The sequence below is a fragment of the Bartonella sp. MR168JLCBS genome, from assembly GCF_042194175.1.
Window position 1 is genome coordinate 72,258 of sequence record NZ_JBHIMP010000007.1, and the last position, 19,069, is coordinate 91,326.

Consider the following 19,069-nt stretch of genomic DNA (forward strand, 5'->3'; position numbering starts at 1 on the left):
TCTGTCTCCTTCAATTGTCCTTTGAAGCTTACCCTTATTCCGATACTATTGTAAAGCGTCCTGTTCCATTCAAGACCTTAGCCAAACCGCCTTTTTCATGAATGGAATACACAATAATCGGTACATTGTTCTCACGTGCTAAAGTGACCGCCGTTGAATCCATAACAGATAACCCCCATTGTAAAACTTCAACATGTGTTAATTGGTCAAAACGCTTAGCCGTAGGGTCTATCTTTGGATCTGCTGAATAAATACCATCAACTTGTGTTCCTTTAAGAAGGACATCCGCACCAATCTCTGCTGCACGTAAAGTAGCAGCAGAATCAGTGGTAAAAAATGGGTTTCCTGTACCACCCGCAAAAATAACAACTTTTCCCTGATTCATATAAGCTATTGCTTTACGTTGCGAGAAACTTTCACAAATTTGTGGCATAGCAATCGCAGAGAGTACAACAGTTTCAACCCCTAATTTTGTCAAAGATGTTCGCAATGCTAAAGAGTTAATAGCAGTTGCAAGCATTCCCATATGATCCCCTGTCACTCGGTCCCCACCACGCGAAGCAACAGCAACGCCACGAAAAATATTTCCCCCACCGATAACAACCGCAACTTCTACCCCCATTGTGCGCACTTCTGCAATATCAGCGGCAATACGGTCTACAACAGAAACATCAATGCCAAAACTCTGCCCCCCCATAAGAGCTTCACCAGAAGCCTTTAAAAGAATACGTTTATACGGAAGTGCTAATGCCATTAATAATCTCCCCAAAAGCACATTGACTTTTTGCTTTTGACATCACGAAGGGCACCACTTTTTTCACGTGACGCCCTCTCAACAATTACATTGCTCCCATCAGAGATTCTACAACCAACGATATGATTTTAAATCTCTGATCAAGAGTTTGCAATAACTAGCCTTTTACAGCAGCAGCAACCTCTGCAGCAAAATCAGACTCCTCTTTTTCCACACCTTCACCCAATGCAAAACGAATAAAGCCTGTAATTTTTGCTGGTGCGCCAATTGATTTTTCAGCATCCTTTAAAGCTGCCTCAACAGTCATATCAGGATTCATAACGAAAGCTTGAGAAAGCAAAACAACCTCTTCAAAAAACTTACGCATACGTCCTTCTACCATTTTTTCAATGATATTTTCAGGCTTTCCAGACTGACGTGCTTGATCTGAAAAAATTGCTTTTTCACGTTCAACAGCAGCAGCATCAACATCTTGTGCTGTAAGCGCTAAGGGATTGGTTGCTGCAATATGCATCGCAACCTGCCGACCAAAAGCAAGAGCAGCCCCTTTATTTCCTGTTGTTTCAATCGCAACCAAAACACCAAGCTTACCAAGACCATCAGCTACACTATTGTGTATATAAGTCGCAACAACACCATTCTCAACAGACAATTTAGCGGAACGACGAAATGTCATATTTTCGCCAATTGTACCAATTGCATCTTTAATCGTAAGCTCTACAGTCTTCTCAGAACCTGGATAAAGAGAAACAGAAACAGATTCAACATCACCTGGCGTATCTAAAGCAGCAGTTGCTACATTGCGCACGATATCTTGGAATCCGGCATTGCGTGCAACAAAATCTGTTTCAGAATTAATCTCAACCAAAACCGCATTTAAATCTTTTGATACGACTCCGATTAATCCTTCAGCCGCTGTACGACCGGCCTTTTTATCTGCTTTAGCTATTCCTTTTTTACGAAGCCAATCAACAGCAGCTTCCATATCACCACTGGTTTCAGCTAGAGCGGCTTTACAGTCCATCATACCAGCGCCAGATAGTTCTCGAAGTTCTTTTACTTGTGCAGCAGTAATGCTCATATTTGCCTCTTTATTTTGTAATAGTGAAAGCGTGCAAAACCCCTCTGCACGCCTATAACTTCTTCTTTAGACAATAAAAGTACCTTAATTAGGCGTTTTATATTATTCAGAAACTTCTGCAACCGCATTTTCTTCCAAAATAGGCTCCACAGGCGCATCAACTTGAGCTCCTAAATCGATACCCATTGCTCCTTGCTGGCGTGCAATACCATCAAGGGCGGCACGAGCAAAAAGATCGCAATAAAGAGAAATTGCACGTGAAGCATCATCATTACCTGGTATCGGATGCGTTACATCATCAGGATCGCAATTTGTATCAATAATAGCAATAACAGGAATGCCTAAACGTTTTGCTTCCTGAAGGGCAATATTTTCTTTATTCGTATCGATGACAAATATAAGATCTGGAACAGATCCCATATCTTTAATACCACCAAGCGCACGATTAAGCTTTTCACGGTCACGTTCAAGATTTAAACGTTCTTTTTTGGTAAAACCTTGCGCCTCAGCAGCAAGAATTTTGTCAAGCTTTCGCAAACGATGTATCGAATTGGAAATCGTTTTCCAGTTTGTGAGCATGCCGCCAAGCCAGCGTGCATTAACGTAATACTGGGCAGAACGATTCGCCGCATCAGCGATAATGTCAGATGCTTGCCGTTTCGTACCAACAAAGAGAATACGACCACCACGCGCAACAGTATCTGAAACAAGTTTAAGCGCTTGGTGTAAAAGCGGAACGGTCTGAGCAAGGTCAATAATATGGATATTATTACGCTGACCATAAATATAGGGAGTCATTTTGGGATTCCAACGATGAGTCTGGTGACCAAAATGAACACCTGCTTCTAAAAGCTGGTGCATAGTAAAATCGGGTAGTGCCATAAATCTTATCCTTTCCGGTTCAACCTCCGCGGAAAAAGCAGGAAAACCTACTACCGGCGGATGCTTGCTAGAATTTTCTCACAAATTATTTGCAAACACCCAAACTCCGCGTGTGGAATAGCGCAAACATACTAATATTTGATTCTTTTTCAAGTCATTTTCTTTAATCATTTAATATTTGCATTTTCACATTGATTAAGATCTTTTCCAAGTTCCAAGAATTCGAGACTGTTCAATTTTGCACGCACTGAAAAAGTTCCATAATCTATATGAAGATCACGCATGATACCATTCTCATTTAAGAGAAAACTGCTACGATAAACCGGCAAACCATCTTTATTTTCTCCATCATCAAAATAAGAAATTGTAACAGGCCAATATTCGTCTTCATCCAATTTTCTCACTTTTTCCGTTTTGCTATCAGATAAAAGCGCCTTCTTTTCCCCTATGATGATACTTTCTTTTATAACTTTATCTGCTTTATTTGTCCCATCAAATACAGTAGCATTGTAAAAATGATGCCCTGCTTTTGCATGGCGGATAATATTTTTTAGTTGCATCATTGGAAATTCAGCCATTGCAAGCTTATACTCTTTTTCCTTTGGCTTTTTTAAGGTAACTGTAATACCATCTTGAGTACGCTCCGCGACCCCCTCAGCACGATGCGCAACCTCTTCTCCCTCTTGATCTGTAATATTAAAACGAAATGTACGGCTATCTCCTGTTTCATAACTCGTCGTCTGTTGATCCGTTAAACGTACCGGCATATCTTCAATGTGAACACGACTAATAAAACGAAAACGTGTGCTATAGCCTTGGCATGCCGAACCAGTAAGCTCGTAAACCATTCGCCCTGACATCGCAGAAATTGTCATGTCATGAGAAACGCTATCGAGATGAAAATCATAAATTGCTCGATGAGGCACAATAAAAATAGGCTCTTCAGCTCTCGCTGTACATAAAAAAACAATATATAAAATTATTATAAATAATGATCTAATCATTCCCAAATTCCAAACTTTATCCCCGTTGCATAACATCATACAATAAGGCAAAAAAGGCTAATTTCTCAATTAACCACACATTTCCTTAAATCAAAAAATAGATTATACAATGAATGTATTATAGAGCAGCTATGGAGTTTAAATTATGACCAATATGATTGAAAAAAACTTAGAGAAATTCGGAATCACTCTTCCTGAAGTAATCTCCCCCCTTGCCAATTACATCACCACTTCACAAAGTGGCAATCAACTCTTTATTTCTGGACAACTCCCTCTTATTAATGGAAAACCAATAGCCATCGGTAAAGTTGGTGCAACTGTGAATACCGAACAAGCCCAAAAAGCATCCGAAGCTTGCGCTCTCAATATTCTCGCTCAACTCAAGGCAACTCTGGGTGACTTAAATAAAATAAAACGTGTGGTAAAAATTACTGTTTTTGTGGCTGTAGATTCTCATTTTACCGATATTCCTTTTGTTGCCAATGGAGCTTCTAATTTATTCGTCAATATTCTTGGTGAAATTGGAAAACACGCCCGTTCTGCTATTGGTGTTGCCTCTCTTCCTATGGATGTTCCTGTAGAAGTTGAAGCCATCATAGAAATCTAAGCCTTTATATAATACAGTGCACCATCCTAAATATAACTAAAGTCAAAATACTTCTTTGTCTTACACTCTGATAAAATTTGTATTTTTTCGTTTTTAATTAAAATCTTAAACTTACAATAAAAGGAAATATTTGTATGAAACAAGCTTATGATAATAACAATATTTTTGCTAAATTGATTCGCAATGAAATCCCTTCTGTTCGTGTCTACGAAGATGATGATGTTATTGGATTTATGGATATCATGCCACAGGCACCAGGTCATACGCTGGTCATTCCTAAAAAAGGCTCTAGAAACTTACTTGATGCAGATACTGAAACATTATTTCCTGTTATTAAAGCTGTTCAAAAAATTGCAAATGCCGTCAAAAAAGCCTTTCAAGCAGATGGCATAACTGTCATGCAATTTAATGAAGCAGCTAGTCAACAAACCGTTTATCACCTCCATTTCCATATTATACCACGTATGGAGGGAATAGAACTTACCCCTCATAATAATATAATAACGCCTACAGAAATACTTGAAGAGAATGCAAAGAAAATCCGTGCAGCCTTATAACACACTCTTAAGTTGTTGTGCTTTTTTTTCCTACACGTTTTTTTGTAAAATTTTCCATTTTACTTTTCTTTGAACTTGCAGATATATCGGAAGATGAAATTTCTAACTGTAAGCTTTCTTTTTTGCCATTTGATTTTTGTGTCAATACGCGAACAATGCCACCGTTGCGTAACTTTCCAAATAAAATTTCATCAGCTAATGGCTTTTTAATATATTCTTGTATAACACGCCCTAATGGGCGTGCTCCCATCTGAGAATCGTATCCCTTATTGGAAAGCCATAAAGTTGCAGAAGGGCTTAATTCAAAACAAATTCCCCTATCAGCTAATTGTGCTTCAAGCTGAAAAATAAATTTTTGCACTATCTGCTTGATGATTAAATGAGATAAAGGTGCAAACGGAATAATTGCATCTAACCGATTACGAAACTCTGGTGTAAATAACCGATTGATTGCTTCTATATCCTCACCATCACGATGTACCTTCCCAAATCCAATAGCTGATTTTGCCATATCTGAAGCACCAGCATTGGTTGTCATAATCAAAATAACATTGCGGAAATCAATTTTCTTACCATTATGATCTGTTAATCTACCATAATCCATTACCTGCAATAAAATATTAAATAACTCTGGATGTGCTTTCTCAATCTCATCTAGCAATAGGACTGCGTGAGGCTTCTGATCAACAGCATCTGTAAGAAGACCTCCTTGATCAAACCCTATATAACCTGGAGGAGCTCCGATTAAACGTGCTACCGTATGCCGTTCCATATATTCTGACATATCAAAACGCAATAATTCAATGCCTAAAGATGATGCAAGCTGTTTTGCAACTTCAGTTTTTCCTACACCTGTTGGTCCTGAAAATAAATAACTTCCTATTGGTTTATCCGGTTCGCGTAAACCTGCTCGCGCCAATTTTATGGATGAAACTAAGACGGAAATTGCCTGATCTTGCCCATAAACAACATGTTTGAGTTCTCTTTCAAGCTTACTCAATATCTTCTGATCATTCCGAGAAACTGTTTTTGGTGGAATTCTTGCAATTGTAGCAACAGTAGCCTCAATTTCTTTAACACCTATACTCTTCTTGCGTTGTTTTTGTGGCAAAAGCTTTTGCGCTGCGCCACTTTCATCAATAATATCAATTGCTTTGTCAGGTAACCTACGGTCAATTATATAACGTGAAGATAATTCTACGGATGCCTTCATCGCCTGATCTGTATATTTAATCTGATGAAAATCTTCAAAGTAAGGCTTCATCCCCTGCAAAATCTTAATCGCATCTGTAACAGAAGGTTCATTAATATCAATCTTCTGAAAACGACGCTCTAAAGCACGATCTTGTTCAAAGAATTTGCGATATTCTCTGTAAGTCGTCGAACCAATACATCGCATAGTTCCAGAAGATAATACAGGTTTTAAAAGATTTGCTGCATCCATATTTCCCCCTAATGTCGCTCCTGCTCCAATTAAGGTATGAATTTCATCAATAAATAAAATAGCATCTGGATACAGCTCAAACTCTTTAATAACTTGCTTTAAGCGTTCTTCAAAATCACCGCGATAACGTGTACCAGCAACAAGTCCCCCCATATCAAGAGAAAATATTGTTGCATTTGATAAAACTTCAGGCACTTGCCCATCAACAATGCGCTTTGCTAATCCCTCAATTATAGCGGTTTTCCCCACTCCAGGATCACCAACCAAAAGCGGATTGTTTTTTGACCTTCGACATAAAATCTGAATCATGCGTGAAATTTCTATTTCACGGCCAATTAATAAATCAATTTTTCCATTAAGTGCTTTACAATTGAGGTCAACACAATAATTCGTTAAAGCACTTGTTCCTCTTTCACCATTATCCGAAATCTGCTGATCTAATTGCTCTTCAAGTCCTTCAAGTAACATGGATAACCCATCATCACGTGTGATACCATGCGAAATAAAACGTACAGCATCATAGCGTGTCATTCCCATTTCTTGAAGAAAATATGCTGCATGGCTTTCACGTTCAGAAAAAATTGCAACAAGAACATTTGCCCCCGACACTTCATCTTTTCCAGCTGATTGTGCATGAATCACCGCACGTTGGATAACACGCTGGAAAAAAGCTGTAGGCTTTGTATCCTCATCAGCTCTAATCTGTTCATCTAACTCTGAGCGAAGATAATTGGTTAAGCGCTCTCGCAATTCCTCTACATCTACCTGGCAAGCCTGAATAACGGAATTTGCATCGGCATCATCTAATAGCGCAAGTAGAAGATGCTCTAATGTTGCGTATTCATGCCGTGCTTGAGTAGCAATTGTTAATGCACGATGCAAAACCTCTTCAAGACTAGGTGTAAAAGATGGCATAATTCCTCACTTCCATTCCATTACACATTGTAACGGATGTTCATTTTGACGTGCACATTCCCTCACTTGTAATATTTTCATTTCAGCCACTTCATAAGTATAAGTTCCACATTCTCCTATCCCACTGTGATGAACATTTAACATTATTCGCGTTGCCTCTTCGAAACTTTTTTTAAAAAAGTTCTTCAAAACGAAAACAACAAAATCCATAGGTGTGTAATCATCATTAAGCAAAAAAACTCGACATAATTTAGGTTTTTCGAGTTTTGCTCTAGCCTTAGGTATTATAACCGCACCATGCCTAACTTCATCCCAATTCTTGCCCTTTTCATTATGCATAATATGAGCTATAGAGTTTATTATGAGGATCTGTCCCATTATCGTTTTCCATGCAGCACATTTTTTATTAATTTTAAATTCTTTCATGACTATTGCAATACCTGTATGTATTAGAAAAAGATTCCCTCTATGGTTAGACTTCAATCACTCACTCATAAAATAACTTCTGTAAACAAATTAGTAATACCATTCGTCTAAACTGCATCAACAAATTACAGAAAAGGAAGCTTTATAGAAGTTTTTCAGGATAAATGGAGAAATAGGATACTGCAAGTGTATATTAATTATCAAAAAATTATGCGCTACTGTAAAACAATAGCAATTTCTTTTGTTGTGTTAGCTTTTTCTTACTGTTGGGCATCAGCTACACCTCAAGGAGCCTATCCTGATAAGTATGCGGCTATTGTTATAGATGCTACTACGGGAAAAACTCTATTTCAAGCCAATGCAACACTGAAACGTTATCCTGCTTCTTTAACAAAGATGATGACATTGTACTTACTCTTTGAAGCTATGCAGATGCGTCGTGTGACACCAAATACACCAATTCCCGTTTCACATTATGCAGCAATGCGTCCACCGACAAAAATTGGGTTTAAAGCAGGCCAAACAATTTCTGCAGAATCAGCAGCTAAAGCACTCATTACAAGATCCGCAAATGATGTTGCTGCTGCCATTGCAGAATATCTTGGAGGTAGTGAAAAAAAATTCGCTCAAATGATGACTGTAAAAGCTCGTAAACTTGGCATGAAACATACACATTTCGCAAATGCTTCAGGACTTCCGGATGTGCACAATTATTCTACAGCACGAGATATAGCGACTTTGTCATTAGCTTTACGTAAACATTTTCCAAAACAATATAAATTGTTCAAAACAAAAAGTTTTAATTTCCGTGGGCATAAAATTAACAGCCACAATAAACTCGTTAAAATAATGAAAGGTGTCGATGGAATTAAAACAGGATACACACAAATGTCAGGTTCTAATTTAGCAACTTCAATGCGTCTTGATGGGCGCTCTGTTGTCGCTGTTGTTATGGGAGGGAAATCATCTACTGCACGTGACGAGCATATGGCTAGCCTATTGAATCAATATTTGCCCAAAGCAAGCCAAATGAAAAGTGGTGAACGTTTAATGGCTTCTGTACGCTATCACTTACCGACTGGCGCCAATACTCCTATACCGACTATTAAAGCTGATTCAAGTAATTTTGATGATGAAATTTCGACTATGTTGACAGCATTTGCAGAACAACCTAAAAACTCCAATACCGCAATAACGGCTGTAAATAAGGTAATTATACCAATACCAAACCCTCAAAAAACTATACCGGTTGAGACTCATAAAATTGTAACAGCCTCTTTGTCCACAAATGCCGGATGGGCTATCCAAATTGGTTCTCTTCCTAGTGAAGAACAAGCAAAAACTTTACTTTTAAAAGCAAAAAATATAGCTTTTTCTACTTTAAAGCACGCATCTTCACACATGCAACTGTTTGAAAAAAATGGGCAGCGTTATTACCGAGCGCGCTTTACAGGGTTTCAATCAAAAAAAGCTGCATTTGATGCTTGCTCTACATTAAAGAAAGCAAATTTTAACTGCTATACTGTAGCCTACTAAAAATTTTTGAATTCTGCGTTAAGGATAGTATTATGACAGATAATGCTTTTGCTTCATTCCATAAAAAAGAAATTTTATTGAAGCAATCATCCCTCCTTTCATTGCGTTCTCTTCACGATGCTGCCGCAAAACTTACTGGTTTAAAATATAATTCGACGGCATTAGATACACAATCTCTTGTTAACCTTCTCATTTGCCAAACAATACGCAACCGTCGTCTCATAATGCCTCCTGTACGCATTCATTTACGCGTTGCTAGCCAAACTGGTAATGTGCCTATCAAAATCCGTCTAGGAGCAACAAATATTTAATTCTACAGACCATCTCTAAAAAATTATTTTATTATTAACCATTATCTACAGCCTTAGAAACTCCTTTGATAAACATACTTTTTTCTTATTATGGAATTGTGCTGACAGCTTTTCCAACTATCCAATACCTCCAAGCTTTCAATAAAACCATTATTAAAGACATAAAAAAACACCCAATATTTTTTCACTTTTGGATTTAATATAAAAATTATCCTTGATATCTTTTTGGAAAAAATGAATAGCTTCATTGGATGAAAACTTATCATTTTAGGGATTATTGTAAAAGTTCAATAAAGGAAGTCCCTCTTAATAACGGTCCCCCTTACAACATAAACGCTGTAAAAAATAATCTAACTCCTCTTACTTTTATTTCTTTCAACAGACAAAGAAAATTGGAAAATACAACAAATACTATCGATGAAAAAACGTAAAAGAAATTATCAGATTAAATATCATGATAACGATTTCCATAAGATTTTAATTTATAATTTATTTTTTGCATATTGAATAAGAGGTTTTCGTAAAATTCTCTTATTTTCCTTCTTATATTCAATCAGTCAAAATCGTTCGCTTGCTCATCACGAGCAAGATTGGCATTAAACTATAAAAAAGGATGATAGTGCTGGTTTTCTCCCTCTATAAATAAAGATGCTAATACTCTATAGGTTTTATACCATTCATGGAAAACTTACATTATACTATTCATATGTAAGATACTGATTTATAAAGATAGTTCATTATTTTGCATGTTAGATAAAAATCTCGAATATCGTAAGATTCTCTCATTTGAAATTTGTTTATGTTGAATCAATCCAAACCGTTCTCTTGCATATTACGAGCGAGATTAGTGTGTGGCGTGAGACCGCACCAAAAAAACTCAAAATGCCTATAATGAACCGTTTCAAATGCCAAGGGCTTTGGTCCCCATACAAGGGGGGGCTGGTAAAGTGTATAATCGTGCCAGCATACTCTTTTTATTAAGCATAAAGATGGGGATAGCTCAATGGATTTACTGTTATACCATTCACAGGTGCCATCGCGAAATGAGTTTGGGAGCGTTGAGAGATATTTCTTTAAAGCAAACTCATGAATGAGTAACACGATAATGTTCTATCGTGTGCATTCTATTCTCATGAGAATTTTGATAAATATTTTTTAATGTATATGCTATTATTTATTTTAGTTTTTTTGACGGTACAGAATTTATAAATAAAAAAGATATTTCCAATATATCTCTTAATTATTGTAAATTAGCATTTCTTTTCAAGGTATTTTTTACCATACTAGGTATCAAAAGATCTTCACTTCTAAAAATTAAAATCTTTAAAATTCTCTCTCCTCATCATAATTATTCAGATTTAACACAAATTTTCCTTGGATACTCAGGCATAATCTTCCATTACTTAAAAGATATGGCTATGGAAACTTTTAAAAGCCATAAAACCCAGCTAAAAAATAATGGCAGACTGATCACTAATTTTACTTTACGCTTTTTTATTTTTTCTAAATTAGACTTTTTTCCCATTTTAGAGACAAATCAGATAGATACTGATACTACTCCCCCTCCAAACTTGCATGCCAAAGCTACTATTCGTTAAGAAAACACTGAATCATCTCAAATTTATTTCAAGCTGCTGTTTCATTAAAGTGGAATTTTGATTTATAAGTAACAAAAAAACATAAGCTTTATCAGGAAATACGATCCCCCTCCCAAAAATTCCAGTTATGGATTGAAAAATGTTTCAGCTCCTAACAAGATATTGTATTGACTGCAAGACCACCTTTACTTGTCTCTTTATAGCGTTCACTCATATCATGACCAGTCTGGCGCATTGTTTCTATACAAGCATCAAGAGAAACAAAATGATCTCCATTACCATATAATGCAAGAGAAGAAGCCGTTACCGCCTTAACAGCTCCCATTGCATTACGCTCAATACAAGGAACTTGTACAAGACCTGCAACAGGATCACATGTCATTCCCAAATGATGTTCAAGCGCAATTTCTGCCGCATTTTCAATTTGAGCTGGCGTTCCACCTAACGCTGCGGTCAACCCTGCTGCGGCCATTGAAGATGCCGTTCCAACTTCACCTTGACACCCAACTTCTGCACCAGAAATAGAGGCATTATGTTTGATAACACCGCCTATAGCTGCTGCCGTTAATAGAAAATTATGTATTCCCTCTCGATCTGAATCATCATTAAATTGAAGATAATAACGCAAAACTGCTGGGACAACTCCAGCTGCCCCATTTGTTGGAGCTGTAACAACACGACCACCTGCTGCATTTTCCTCATTGACTGCTATAGCATATACCGAAAGCCAATCATTTGCCCAAAGTGGATAATTGCGATTTTTCTTTTGATTTTCCAAAAGCGTTTCATGCAGCTTTTTAGCACGCCTTAGAACACGCAATCCACCAGGCAACTCACCTTCTTGTGAAAGACCTCTATCAATGCAATTTGTCATCGCTGAAAAAATTTCATCAAGCCCTGTATCAAGAGAAGAACGCTCTATCTTTGTTTCTTCATTTAAGCGCTTCATTTCAGCAATTGAAAGTCCTGATTTTTCTGCCATTGATAACATTGCACCAGCAGAATCAAATGGATATGGCACCTCTAATGTTTCTGGTTGTATATTATCATTCATATGGCTTAATTCATCCTCAGTCACAACAAAGCCACCACCGATAGAATAATAAATCTGCCGCAACAGAACATTCCCATCAGTATTAAGTCCTTCAAAGGCTAGTCCATTTGTATGTCCTGGGAGAATTTTCTTTCGTTCAAAAATAAGATCACGCTGCACATCAAACTGATAAGCGAGATGGCCTTCTGGTTGCACTTTTTTTTCACGTATAACTTTTTCTAACAACCCTCCCATGCTATCAGGATCAACAGTAGAAGCTTTTTCTCCTAAAAGTCCTAATATGATAGCCCTATCTGTTGCATGACCAATACCCGTGAAAGCTAAAGAACCATAAAGATAAACACGTATACGAGAAACTTGAATATCAGACGACTGAGAAAAATCTCCTATCTTTTGCAAAAACATATTAGCAGCTGTCATCGGTCCCATCGTATGTGAGCTAGAAGGACCAATCCCAATTTTAAAAAGTTCAAAAACAGATAGAAACACGTATCACCTCAAAACTATAGTACAGCTTGAGCATATATGCTTTTTCATAACGTTTGTCCCGTTTAAAATCAAACTGCGAGATAAACTAAAAAAATGACAGCAATAAACACGAATGTCGCTCGTCTTGCTACCACCCAACACTTTCTCTCTATAGTGTTTTCCATTAGACTCACCTTCAAAAAACGGACAATGCCCCTAGAGCCACCGCTCTTAATGTTTCAAACGTAGTAAAATAAGTGTTAATATGCAATATTAAAATTCAATAAGGATGCGAAATTCTTATCGGAAATATTTTTTATAATGCACCAAGTTCTTCAAAACGTATGCTTAATTATATAAAATATTTTATGGGTATGTTTCAATGAAACGTACAAAGTTTTCTAACGGTTCGCGTTCTGTCTCAAAATTGTTTTCTGGAGCACTCATATCGCGATAACCAAGTGCCATACCACAGATAATATGGCGATCAGAAGGAATAGATAAAAGCGTACGAATCTGTTTATGATAATCAGCAAAAGCAGCTTGAGGACAGGTATCTAATCCAAATCCACGTGCAGCTAACATAATGGTCTGCATAAACATACCCAAATCAAGCCAACTCCCCATTTCCATGTCATGATCCATTGTAAATAAGAGTCCTACAGGTGCATCAAAAAATAAAAAATTTCGCGCCTTTTGATGAAGTACTTTTTCTTCATCACCTTTTTGAATTCCAAGACTCTGATAAAGATCCAAACCAACTTTTCGACGCCTTGAAATATAAGGCTCACGCCACTGACGTGGATAATAACTATACTCACGCTCTCCTTTTACACCTGAAAGCACAAGTTGTGAAAGCTCTTGCCCTACTTTCTGTAATACACTTCCTGTAAGCACAATCACTTGCCATGGCTGAATATTTGTTCCAGATGGTGCACGTGCTGCAAGTTTTAAGATTTCTTTGATTGTTTCCAAACTAACTGGCTGATCAGTAAAAGCGCGAATTGACTTTCGTGATAAAATAGATTGAAAAACACTCATAGGAGAGACTGCCATTGTTTTTACTTTCTTTATGAAAAATAATTTTTTACTTATCAAGGACAATATATTGCGAAAATACCTTCGCAGCTTTTTTCGAACACTCTATTTCTTTAAATAACTTACACATTTCACGTAGTGTTAAAGATTCCCCTTAGAGATAGTATAACACATCTCTTTTAATAGAAAAAAATTGTCTAAAAGCAGATGAAATAAATTTTATAATCAATGATTAACCCCCAACTCCGCTAAGCTCTCAAAAAAACTCTCCTCAATTCGTTCTAAATCCTGTAGAAGATCATCAATATCATTCTGCATCTGCTTTAAATCAGCTCGTTTTTTATGAATTCCTGCAATTAATTTCTTAAGCTTTTTCTCATCATCAGGTGGTTTTCCAACCATTGTCAACATATCAGATATTTCAGAAAACGAAAATTTAACTCTTTTAGCACGCAGAATTTGTTTTAACTTATGACGATCCGTTTGTGTATAAAGCCGTGTATTTCCACGCCGAAAAGGAATAAGAAGTCCCTCTTCTTCATAATAACGCAAAGTCCGAGCTGTTATTGAAAACTCACGTGTTAATTTTCCAATTGAATAATATTCGTGCATTTTTTTATTCTGTCTTCATAGATCACATTGTGATAAGAAATATGTCTATTTTTTATAATACTTAGTGAGCACCCTAATCTCTACTCTCCTGCATTCTAATTTAGAAGAAGATACATTCTTGTCATACAAGTATTGTATAGTAGAGAATCAATTATTTTTTAGATTATAAAAAAGACTATCGATCTTTCATTATAAGTCCTTTAAAATCTTTATAAAAGATATCAATCAACAATTTTCCTAAAATTCAAAATCAATCATTATTTGATTTGTAGATAACCAACTCTTTTCCTTGAATATGGCTTTTGAGTTTCACATAATTACAAAACAATAAGCTACTAAAGATGTTTAAAATAACTATTGCCTTATAATTTTTGATATTTTTCAGGAAAATATGCAACTTCTGCATTTCGAAATAAAAAAACGTCTGAATAGAAAGTTCAGACGTTTTTTTATTATGTGATGTTATATTTAAATTATTCAGCAACTGCTTGGGTTGTCATATTTGTCAACATAGCCTTAGCCACTTCGTTATTACTAGACTTACGCTGCTCATCTACAATCAAATCATCACGAACTGCAGCAATACGACGGATTTGAGAAATCGTACCACCCGTACCTGCTGGAATAAGACGACCGACAATAACGTTCTCTTTAAGTCCTTGCAAAGTATCAATTTTACCAGAAACTGCTGCTTCAGTAAGAACACGTGTTGTTTCCTGAAACGATGCCGCCGAAATGAAAGAAGGCGTTTGAAGAGAAGCTTTTGTAATTCCAAGAAGAATGGGATTACCAGAGGCAGGTTTCTTCCCTTCTGCAATCAAATTATCATTGATTTCATCAAGTTCAATACGATCAACATTATCACCTGGAATATAACCAGAATCTCCAGATTCAGTAATTTCAACTTTTTGCAACATTTGACGAACAATCACTTCAATGTGCTTGTCATTAATAAGAACTCCCTGCAAACGATAAACCTCCTGAATCTCATTAACAAGATAAGATGCCAAAGCTTCAACCCCCTTAATCGCCAAGATATCATGAGGTGCTGGATTACCATCAAGGATATAATCTCCCTTTTCAATTTGATCACCTTCTTGGAAGTGAAACAACTTACCTTTTGGAATCAAATATTCTACTGCCTCAAGAGTTTCATCATTTGGTTCAATAATGATACGACGTTTATTCTTATAACCACGGCCGAATCGAATCGTACCACTTACTTCAGCAATAATCGCATGATCCTTTGGACGACGCGCTTCAAAAAGCTCAGCCACACGTGGTAAACCACCCGTAATATCTTTCGTCTTGGCACTTTCCATTGGCAAACGAGCAATAACATCACCAGCCTTAACATGAGCACCAAGCTCAACAGAAAGAATAGTTTCCACTGACATCATATAACGCGCTTCACCTCCCTTATACAATTTAGCAATGGATTCACCTTCTTTATCTGCATGGATAATAATGGCTGGTTTAAGATCCGCACCACGTGGATTAGCGCGCCAATCAATCACCAAACGCTTCGTAATACCCGTAGATTCATCAGCTGTTTCAGTGACAGATAAACCATCAATCATATCTTCAAAACCCACATAGCCTTCAACTTCCGTTAAAATTGGACGTGTGTAAGGATCCCATTCTGCTATACGTTGGCCACGTTTAACCATATCACCATCATCAACAAAAATATGGGCACCATAGCTAACACGATGTACAACGCGCTCTTTTCCTAACTCATCCTTGATAAGGATAGCCATATTACGCCCCATCACCACCAAATGTCCTTCAGAGTTACGAACCACATTACGATTACGAATCTCCACCTTACCTTCATAAGATGCCTCTAAATAAGATGAATCAACAACCTGCGCAGTTCCTCCTAAGTGGAAAGTACGCATAGTAAGCTGTGTTCCCGGTTCACCAATGGATTGAGCAGCAATAACACCAACGGCTTCTCCCTGATTAACAGGTGTTCCACGCGCCAAATCACGACCATAGCATTTTGCACAAACACCAAGACGTGTTTCACATGTTAAAGCAGAACGAATTTGAACAGATTGAATTCCAGCTTCTTCAATCTTCGCGACATCAGCTTCCTCAATCATCGCTCCACCTTCAAGGATAACCTCTCCAGAGACAGGATGTAGAATATCAACAAGCGCTGTACGACCAAGAATCCTTTGCCCAAGGGAGGCAACAATTTGTCCTGCATCAACAATTGGCTGCATGGTAAGCCCTTTTGCGGTACCACAATCAACTGCTGAAATAATAGCATCCTGTGCAACATCAACAAGACGCCGTGTTAAATAACCAGAGTTCGCCGTCTTTAACGCAGTATCAGCAAGTCCTTTACGTGCACCATGCGTGGAATTGAAGTATTCATTAACAGTTAGACCTTCTTTAAAATTTGAAATAATGGGGGTTTCAATAATTTCACCCGATGGTTTTGCCATTAATCCACGCATACCGGCCAATTGTCTCATCTGGTTAGCAGAACCACGTGCCCCAGAATGCGACATCATATAGATCGAATTCATCGGCCGTTGACGACCTGTTTTAGGATCAAAATCGACGGCTTGAATACGTTTCATCATTTCATCTGCAACGCGATCTGTACATTTACCCCAAGCATCTACAACCTTATTGTATTTTTCACCTTGTGTAATCAAACCATCATTATATTGCTGTTCATACTCCTTAGCCAAAGCTTCTGTCTCTGCAACTAAACGCGACTTACTATCAGGAATAACCATATCATCCTTACCGAATGAAATTCCTGCACGACAAGCATAAGAAAAGCCAAGCTGCATAATACGGTCGCAAAAAATAACCGTCTCTTTTTGTCCACAGTGCCGATAAACATGATCAATCATTTTAGAAATATTCTTTTTCGTCATTTCTTGATTGACAATATCAAATGAGATATCCGAATTTCTTGGCAAAAGCTCACCGATAATCAAACGACCAGGTGTCGTATCATAAAGTTTAGAAACTTCTTTTCCATCCTTCCCCATATTCTTAACACGGCCTTTAATCTTCGTATGAAGCGTTACAACCTTATTTTCCAAGGCATAATGAAGCTCACCTATGTCAGAAAAAGCCATTCCTTCACCTGGTTCTTTTTCAGAAACAATTGAAAGATAATAAAGACCAAGGACCATATCCTGTGAGGGAACAATAATTGGGGCACCATTGGCCGGATGAAGAATATTATTGGTCGACATCATCAAAACACGAGCTTCAAGCTGTGCTTCAAGAGAAAGCGGAACGTGAACCGCCATCTGATCTCCATCAAAATCCGCATTAAAAGCAGTACACACCAGTGGATGAAGTTGAATAGCTTTGCCTTCAATTAAGATAGGTTCAAAAGCCTGAATCCCCAAACGGTGCAATGTTGGCGCACGGTTGAGTAAAACAGGGTGTTCACGAATAACCTCATCCAAGATATCCCAAACTTCTGGATGTTCTTTTTCAACAAGCTTCTTTGCCTGCTTTACCGTTGATGAATAGCCTTTTGCATCAAGCCGCGCATAAATAAAAGGCTTAAACAATTCAAGAGCCATTTTTTTGGGAAGACCACATTGATGCAATTTTAATTCAGGACCCGTCACGATAACAGAACGCCCCGAGTAATCAACACGCTTCCCAAGTAAGTTCTGACGAAAACGTCCTTGCTTACCCTTCAACATATCTGATAGGGACTTGAGAGGACGTTTATTGGCTCCAGTAATCACACGCCCACGCCGTCCATTATCAAACAATGCATCAACAGCTTCTTGTACCATACGCTTTTCATTGCGCACGATAATTCCAGGAGCACGCAATTCAATCAGCCGTTTCAAGCGGTTATTACGATTAATAACCCGCCGATAAAGATCATTCAGATCTGATGTCGCAAAACGCCCACCATCAAGCGGAACCAATGGACGCAAATCCGGTGGAATAACCGGAATTGTTTTCATAATCATCCACTCTGGCTTATTTCCAGATTCAAGAAAATTTTCAACGATTTTAAGTCGTTTAATCAGTTTTTTCTGCTTTAACTCTGAAGTTGTTTCAGCTAATTCGAGACGCAAATCATTGGCGATTTTATTTAACTCCATACCAGCTAAAAGCTCGTAAATAGCTTCAGCGCCAATCATAGCTGTAAACTGATCTTCTCCAAACTCATCAATAGCAAGCATATATTCTTCTTCAGAAAGAAGCTGATGGAGCTTAAGAGATGTCAATCCTGGTTCGGTTACAATATAATTCTCAAAATAAAGAACCCGCTCAATATCTTTTAAAGTTAAATCTAAAAGTGTAGAAATACGACCTGGTAATGATTTAAGAAACCATATATGCGCAACAGGTGCCGCAAGTTCAATATGCCCCATACGCTCACGACGTACGCGCGAAAGAGTAACCTCTACACCGCATTTTTCACAAATAATGCCCTTATACTTCATGCGTTTATATTTGCCACATAGACATTCATAGTCTTTAATAGGGCCAAATATACGTGCACAAAAAAGACCATCACGCTCTGGTTTAAAAGTCCTATAATTAATAGTCTCAGGCTTCTTAATCTCACCATACGACCAGGACAAAATTTTCTCAGGACTCGCAATAGAAATGCGAATAGAGTCAAATGTCTGCGCTGGCGCTTGAGGATTGAAAAGATTCATGACCTCGTGGTTCATGCTGTTCTCCTTCAAAGATTCTTAGAACCTGTTGTAATATCTCATTTTTTTATAACAGATCTTCTTTAAAATACATTTACTTTTAAAAATGACCTGT

At 37.5% G+C, this 19,069-nt stretch carries 14 protein-coding genes; 4 read left to right on the plus strand and 10 right to left on the minus strand.

Annotation, left to right across the window (positions count from 1 at the left end):
* Positions 1 to 34: 34 nt before the first annotated feature.
* From pyrH to ACFIK8_RS06030, 4 genes are all read right to left on the minus strand, one after another.
* A complete protein-coding gene (gene pyrH / locus ACFIK8_RS06015; RefSeq protein ID WP_375636262.1) occupies positions 35 to 754 on the minus strand; it encodes a UMP kinase in 720 nt (239 codons plus the stop codon).
* Positions 755 to 911: 157 nt separating this feature from the next.
* Positions 912 to 1,835: a translation elongation factor Ts gene (tsf, locus tag ACFIK8_RS06020; RefSeq protein ID WP_375636260.1), complete on the minus strand. Its 924-nt coding sequence runs from the start codon at positions 1,833 to 1,835 to the stop codon at positions 912 to 914.
* Between the two features lie 102 nt (positions 1,836 to 1,937).
* Positions 1,938 to 2,717 carry a 30S ribosomal protein S2 gene (rpsB, locus tag ACFIK8_RS06025; protein WP_012755041.1) on the minus strand — a complete coding sequence of 260 codons (780 nt, stop codon included), beginning with the start codon at positions 2,715 to 2,717 and terminating at the stop codon, positions 1,938 to 1,940.
* A 167-nt stretch (positions 2,718 to 2,884) separates the two neighbouring features.
* Entirely contained in the window at positions 2,885 to 3,721 is an 837-nt protein-coding gene (locus ACFIK8_RS06030; protein ID WP_375636258.1) for a cell envelope integrity EipB family protein, read from the minus strand.
* Positions 3,722 to 3,866: 145 nt separating this feature from the next.
* On the opposite strand from ACFIK8_RS06030, the gene ACFIK8_RS06035 reads away from it, so the two are divergent.
* Both ACFIK8_RS06035 and ACFIK8_RS06040 read left to right on the plus strand, forming a co-directional pair.
* Positions 3,867 to 4,328 carry a RidA family protein gene (locus ACFIK8_RS06035; protein ID WP_375607219.1) on the plus strand — a complete coding sequence of 154 codons (462 nt, stop codon included), beginning with the start codon at positions 3,867 to 3,869 and terminating at the stop codon, positions 4,326 to 4,328.
* A gap of 134 nt (positions 4,329 to 4,462) precedes the next feature.
* Positions 4,463 to 4,885, plus strand: coding sequence for an HIT family protein (locus tag ACFIK8_RS06040; protein WP_012755038.1), 423 nt, complete (start codon positions 4,463 to 4,465; stop codon positions 4,883 to 4,885).
* A 7-nt stretch (positions 4,886 to 4,892) separates the two neighbouring features.
* Here the strand turns inward: ACFIK8_RS06040 and clpA are convergent, their stop codons facing one another.
* Together clpA and clpS are read right to left on the minus strand one after the other, a co-directional pair.
* Positions 4,893 to 7,244 carry an ATP-dependent Clp protease ATP-binding subunit ClpA gene (gene clpA, locus ACFIK8_RS06045; RefSeq protein WP_375636256.1) on the minus strand — a complete coding sequence of 784 codons (2,352 nt, stop codon included), beginning with the start codon at positions 7,242 to 7,244 and terminating at the stop codon, positions 4,893 to 4,895.
* Between the two features lie 6 nt (positions 7,245 to 7,250).
* Positions 7,251 to 7,622 carry an ATP-dependent Clp protease adapter ClpS gene (clpS, locus tag ACFIK8_RS06050; RefSeq protein WP_375636340.1) on the minus strand — a complete coding sequence of 124 codons (372 nt, stop codon included), beginning with the start codon at positions 7,620 to 7,622 and terminating at the stop codon, positions 7,251 to 7,253.
* A gap of 234 nt (positions 7,623 to 7,856) precedes the next feature.
* Between clpS and ACFIK8_RS06055 the strand changes: the two genes are divergently transcribed.
* Both ACFIK8_RS06055 and ACFIK8_RS06060 read left to right on the plus strand, forming a co-directional pair.
* Positions 7,857 to 9,206, plus strand: a complete 1,350-nt coding sequence (locus ACFIK8_RS06055) for a D-alanyl-D-alanine carboxypeptidase (RefSeq protein WP_375636254.1) — start codon at positions 7,857 to 7,859, stop codon at positions 9,204 to 9,206.
* Positions 9,207 to 9,238: 32 nt separating this feature from the next.
* Positions 9,239 to 9,517 (plus strand): hypothetical protein, encoded by a 279-nt coding sequence (locus ACFIK8_RS06060; RefSeq protein WP_375626277.1) that lies wholly within the window; start codon positions 9,239 to 9,241, stop codon positions 9,515 to 9,517.
* A 1,749-nt stretch (positions 9,518 to 11,266) separates the two neighbouring features.
* On the opposite strand, the gene ACFIK8_RS06065 is transcribed toward ACFIK8_RS06060, so the two are convergent.
* The 4 genes from ACFIK8_RS06065 to rpoC all read right to left on the minus strand — a co-directional run bounded on the left by ACFIK8_RS06065 (position 11,267) and on the right by rpoC (position 18,972).
* On the minus strand, positions 11,267 to 12,658 hold the full coding sequence (locus ACFIK8_RS06065) for an L-serine ammonia-lyase (protein WP_375636252.1): 1,392 nt from the start codon (positions 12,656 to 12,658) through the stop codon (positions 11,267 to 11,269).
* 345 nt (positions 12,659 to 13,003) lie between these two features.
* The gene (locus ACFIK8_RS06070) at positions 13,004 to 13,693 is read right to left on the minus strand and encodes a nitroreductase (RefSeq protein ID WP_375636250.1); all 690 of its coding nucleotides are present in this window, start codon (positions 13,691 to 13,693) and stop codon (positions 13,004 to 13,006) included.
* Positions 13,694 to 13,900: 207 nt separating this feature from the next.
* Positions 13,901 to 14,287, minus strand: a complete 387-nt coding sequence (locus ACFIK8_RS06075; RefSeq protein ID WP_375636248.1) for a MerR family DNA-binding transcriptional regulator — start codon at positions 14,285 to 14,287, stop codon at positions 13,901 to 13,903.
* A 473-nt stretch (positions 14,288 to 14,760) separates the two neighbouring features.
* Entirely contained in the window at positions 14,761 to 18,972 is a 4,212-nt protein-coding gene (rpoC, locus tag ACFIK8_RS06080) for a DNA-directed RNA polymerase subunit beta' (RefSeq protein WP_375636247.1), read from the minus strand.
* Positions 18,973 to 19,069: the final 97 nt, after the last annotated feature.

Bases quoted from the DNA above. Each gene is read 5' to 3' on its own strand.
- pyrH (WP_375636262.1), bottom strand. From the start codon at position 754: ATGGCATTAGCACTTCCGTATAAACGTATTCTTTTAAAGGCTTCTGGT.
- tsf (WP_375636260.1), bottom strand. From the start codon at position 1,835: ATGAGCATTACTGCTGCACAAGTAAAAGAACTTCGAGAACTATCTGGC.
- rpsB (WP_012755041.1), bottom strand. From the start codon at position 2,717: ATGGCACTACCCGATTTTACTATGCACCAGCTTTTAGAAGCAGGTGTT.
- ACFIK8_RS06030 (WP_375636258.1), bottom strand. From the start codon at position 3,721: ATGATTAGATCATTATTTATAATAATTTTATATATTGTTTTTTTATGT.
- ACFIK8_RS06035 (WP_375607219.1), top strand. From the start codon at position 3,867: ATGACCAATATGATTGAAAAAAACTTAGAGAAATTCGGAATCACTCTT.
- ACFIK8_RS06040 (WP_012755038.1), top strand. From the start codon at position 4,463: ATGAAACAAGCTTATGATAATAACAATATTTTTGCTAAATTGATTCGC.
- clpA (WP_375636256.1), bottom strand. From the start codon at position 7,244: ATGCCATCTTTTACACCTAGTCTTGAAGAGGTTTTGCATCGTGCATTA.
- clpS (WP_375636340.1), bottom strand. From the start codon at position 7,622: ATGGGACAGATCCTCATAATAAACTCTATAGCTCATATTATGCATAAT.
- ACFIK8_RS06060 (WP_375626277.1), top strand. From the start codon at position 9,239: ATGACAGATAATGCTTTTGCTTCATTCCATAAAAAAGAAATTTTATTG.
- ACFIK8_RS06070 (WP_375636250.1), bottom strand. From the start codon at position 13,693: ATGGCAGTCTCTCCTATGAGTGTTTTTCAATCTATTTTATCACGAAAG.
- ACFIK8_RS06075 (WP_375636248.1), bottom strand. From the start codon at position 14,287: ATGCACGAATATTATTCAATTGGAAAATTAACACGTGAGTTTTCAATA.
- rpoC (WP_375636247.1), bottom strand. From the start codon at position 18,972: ATGAACCACGAGGTCATGAATCTTTTCAATCCTCAAGCGCCAGCGCAG.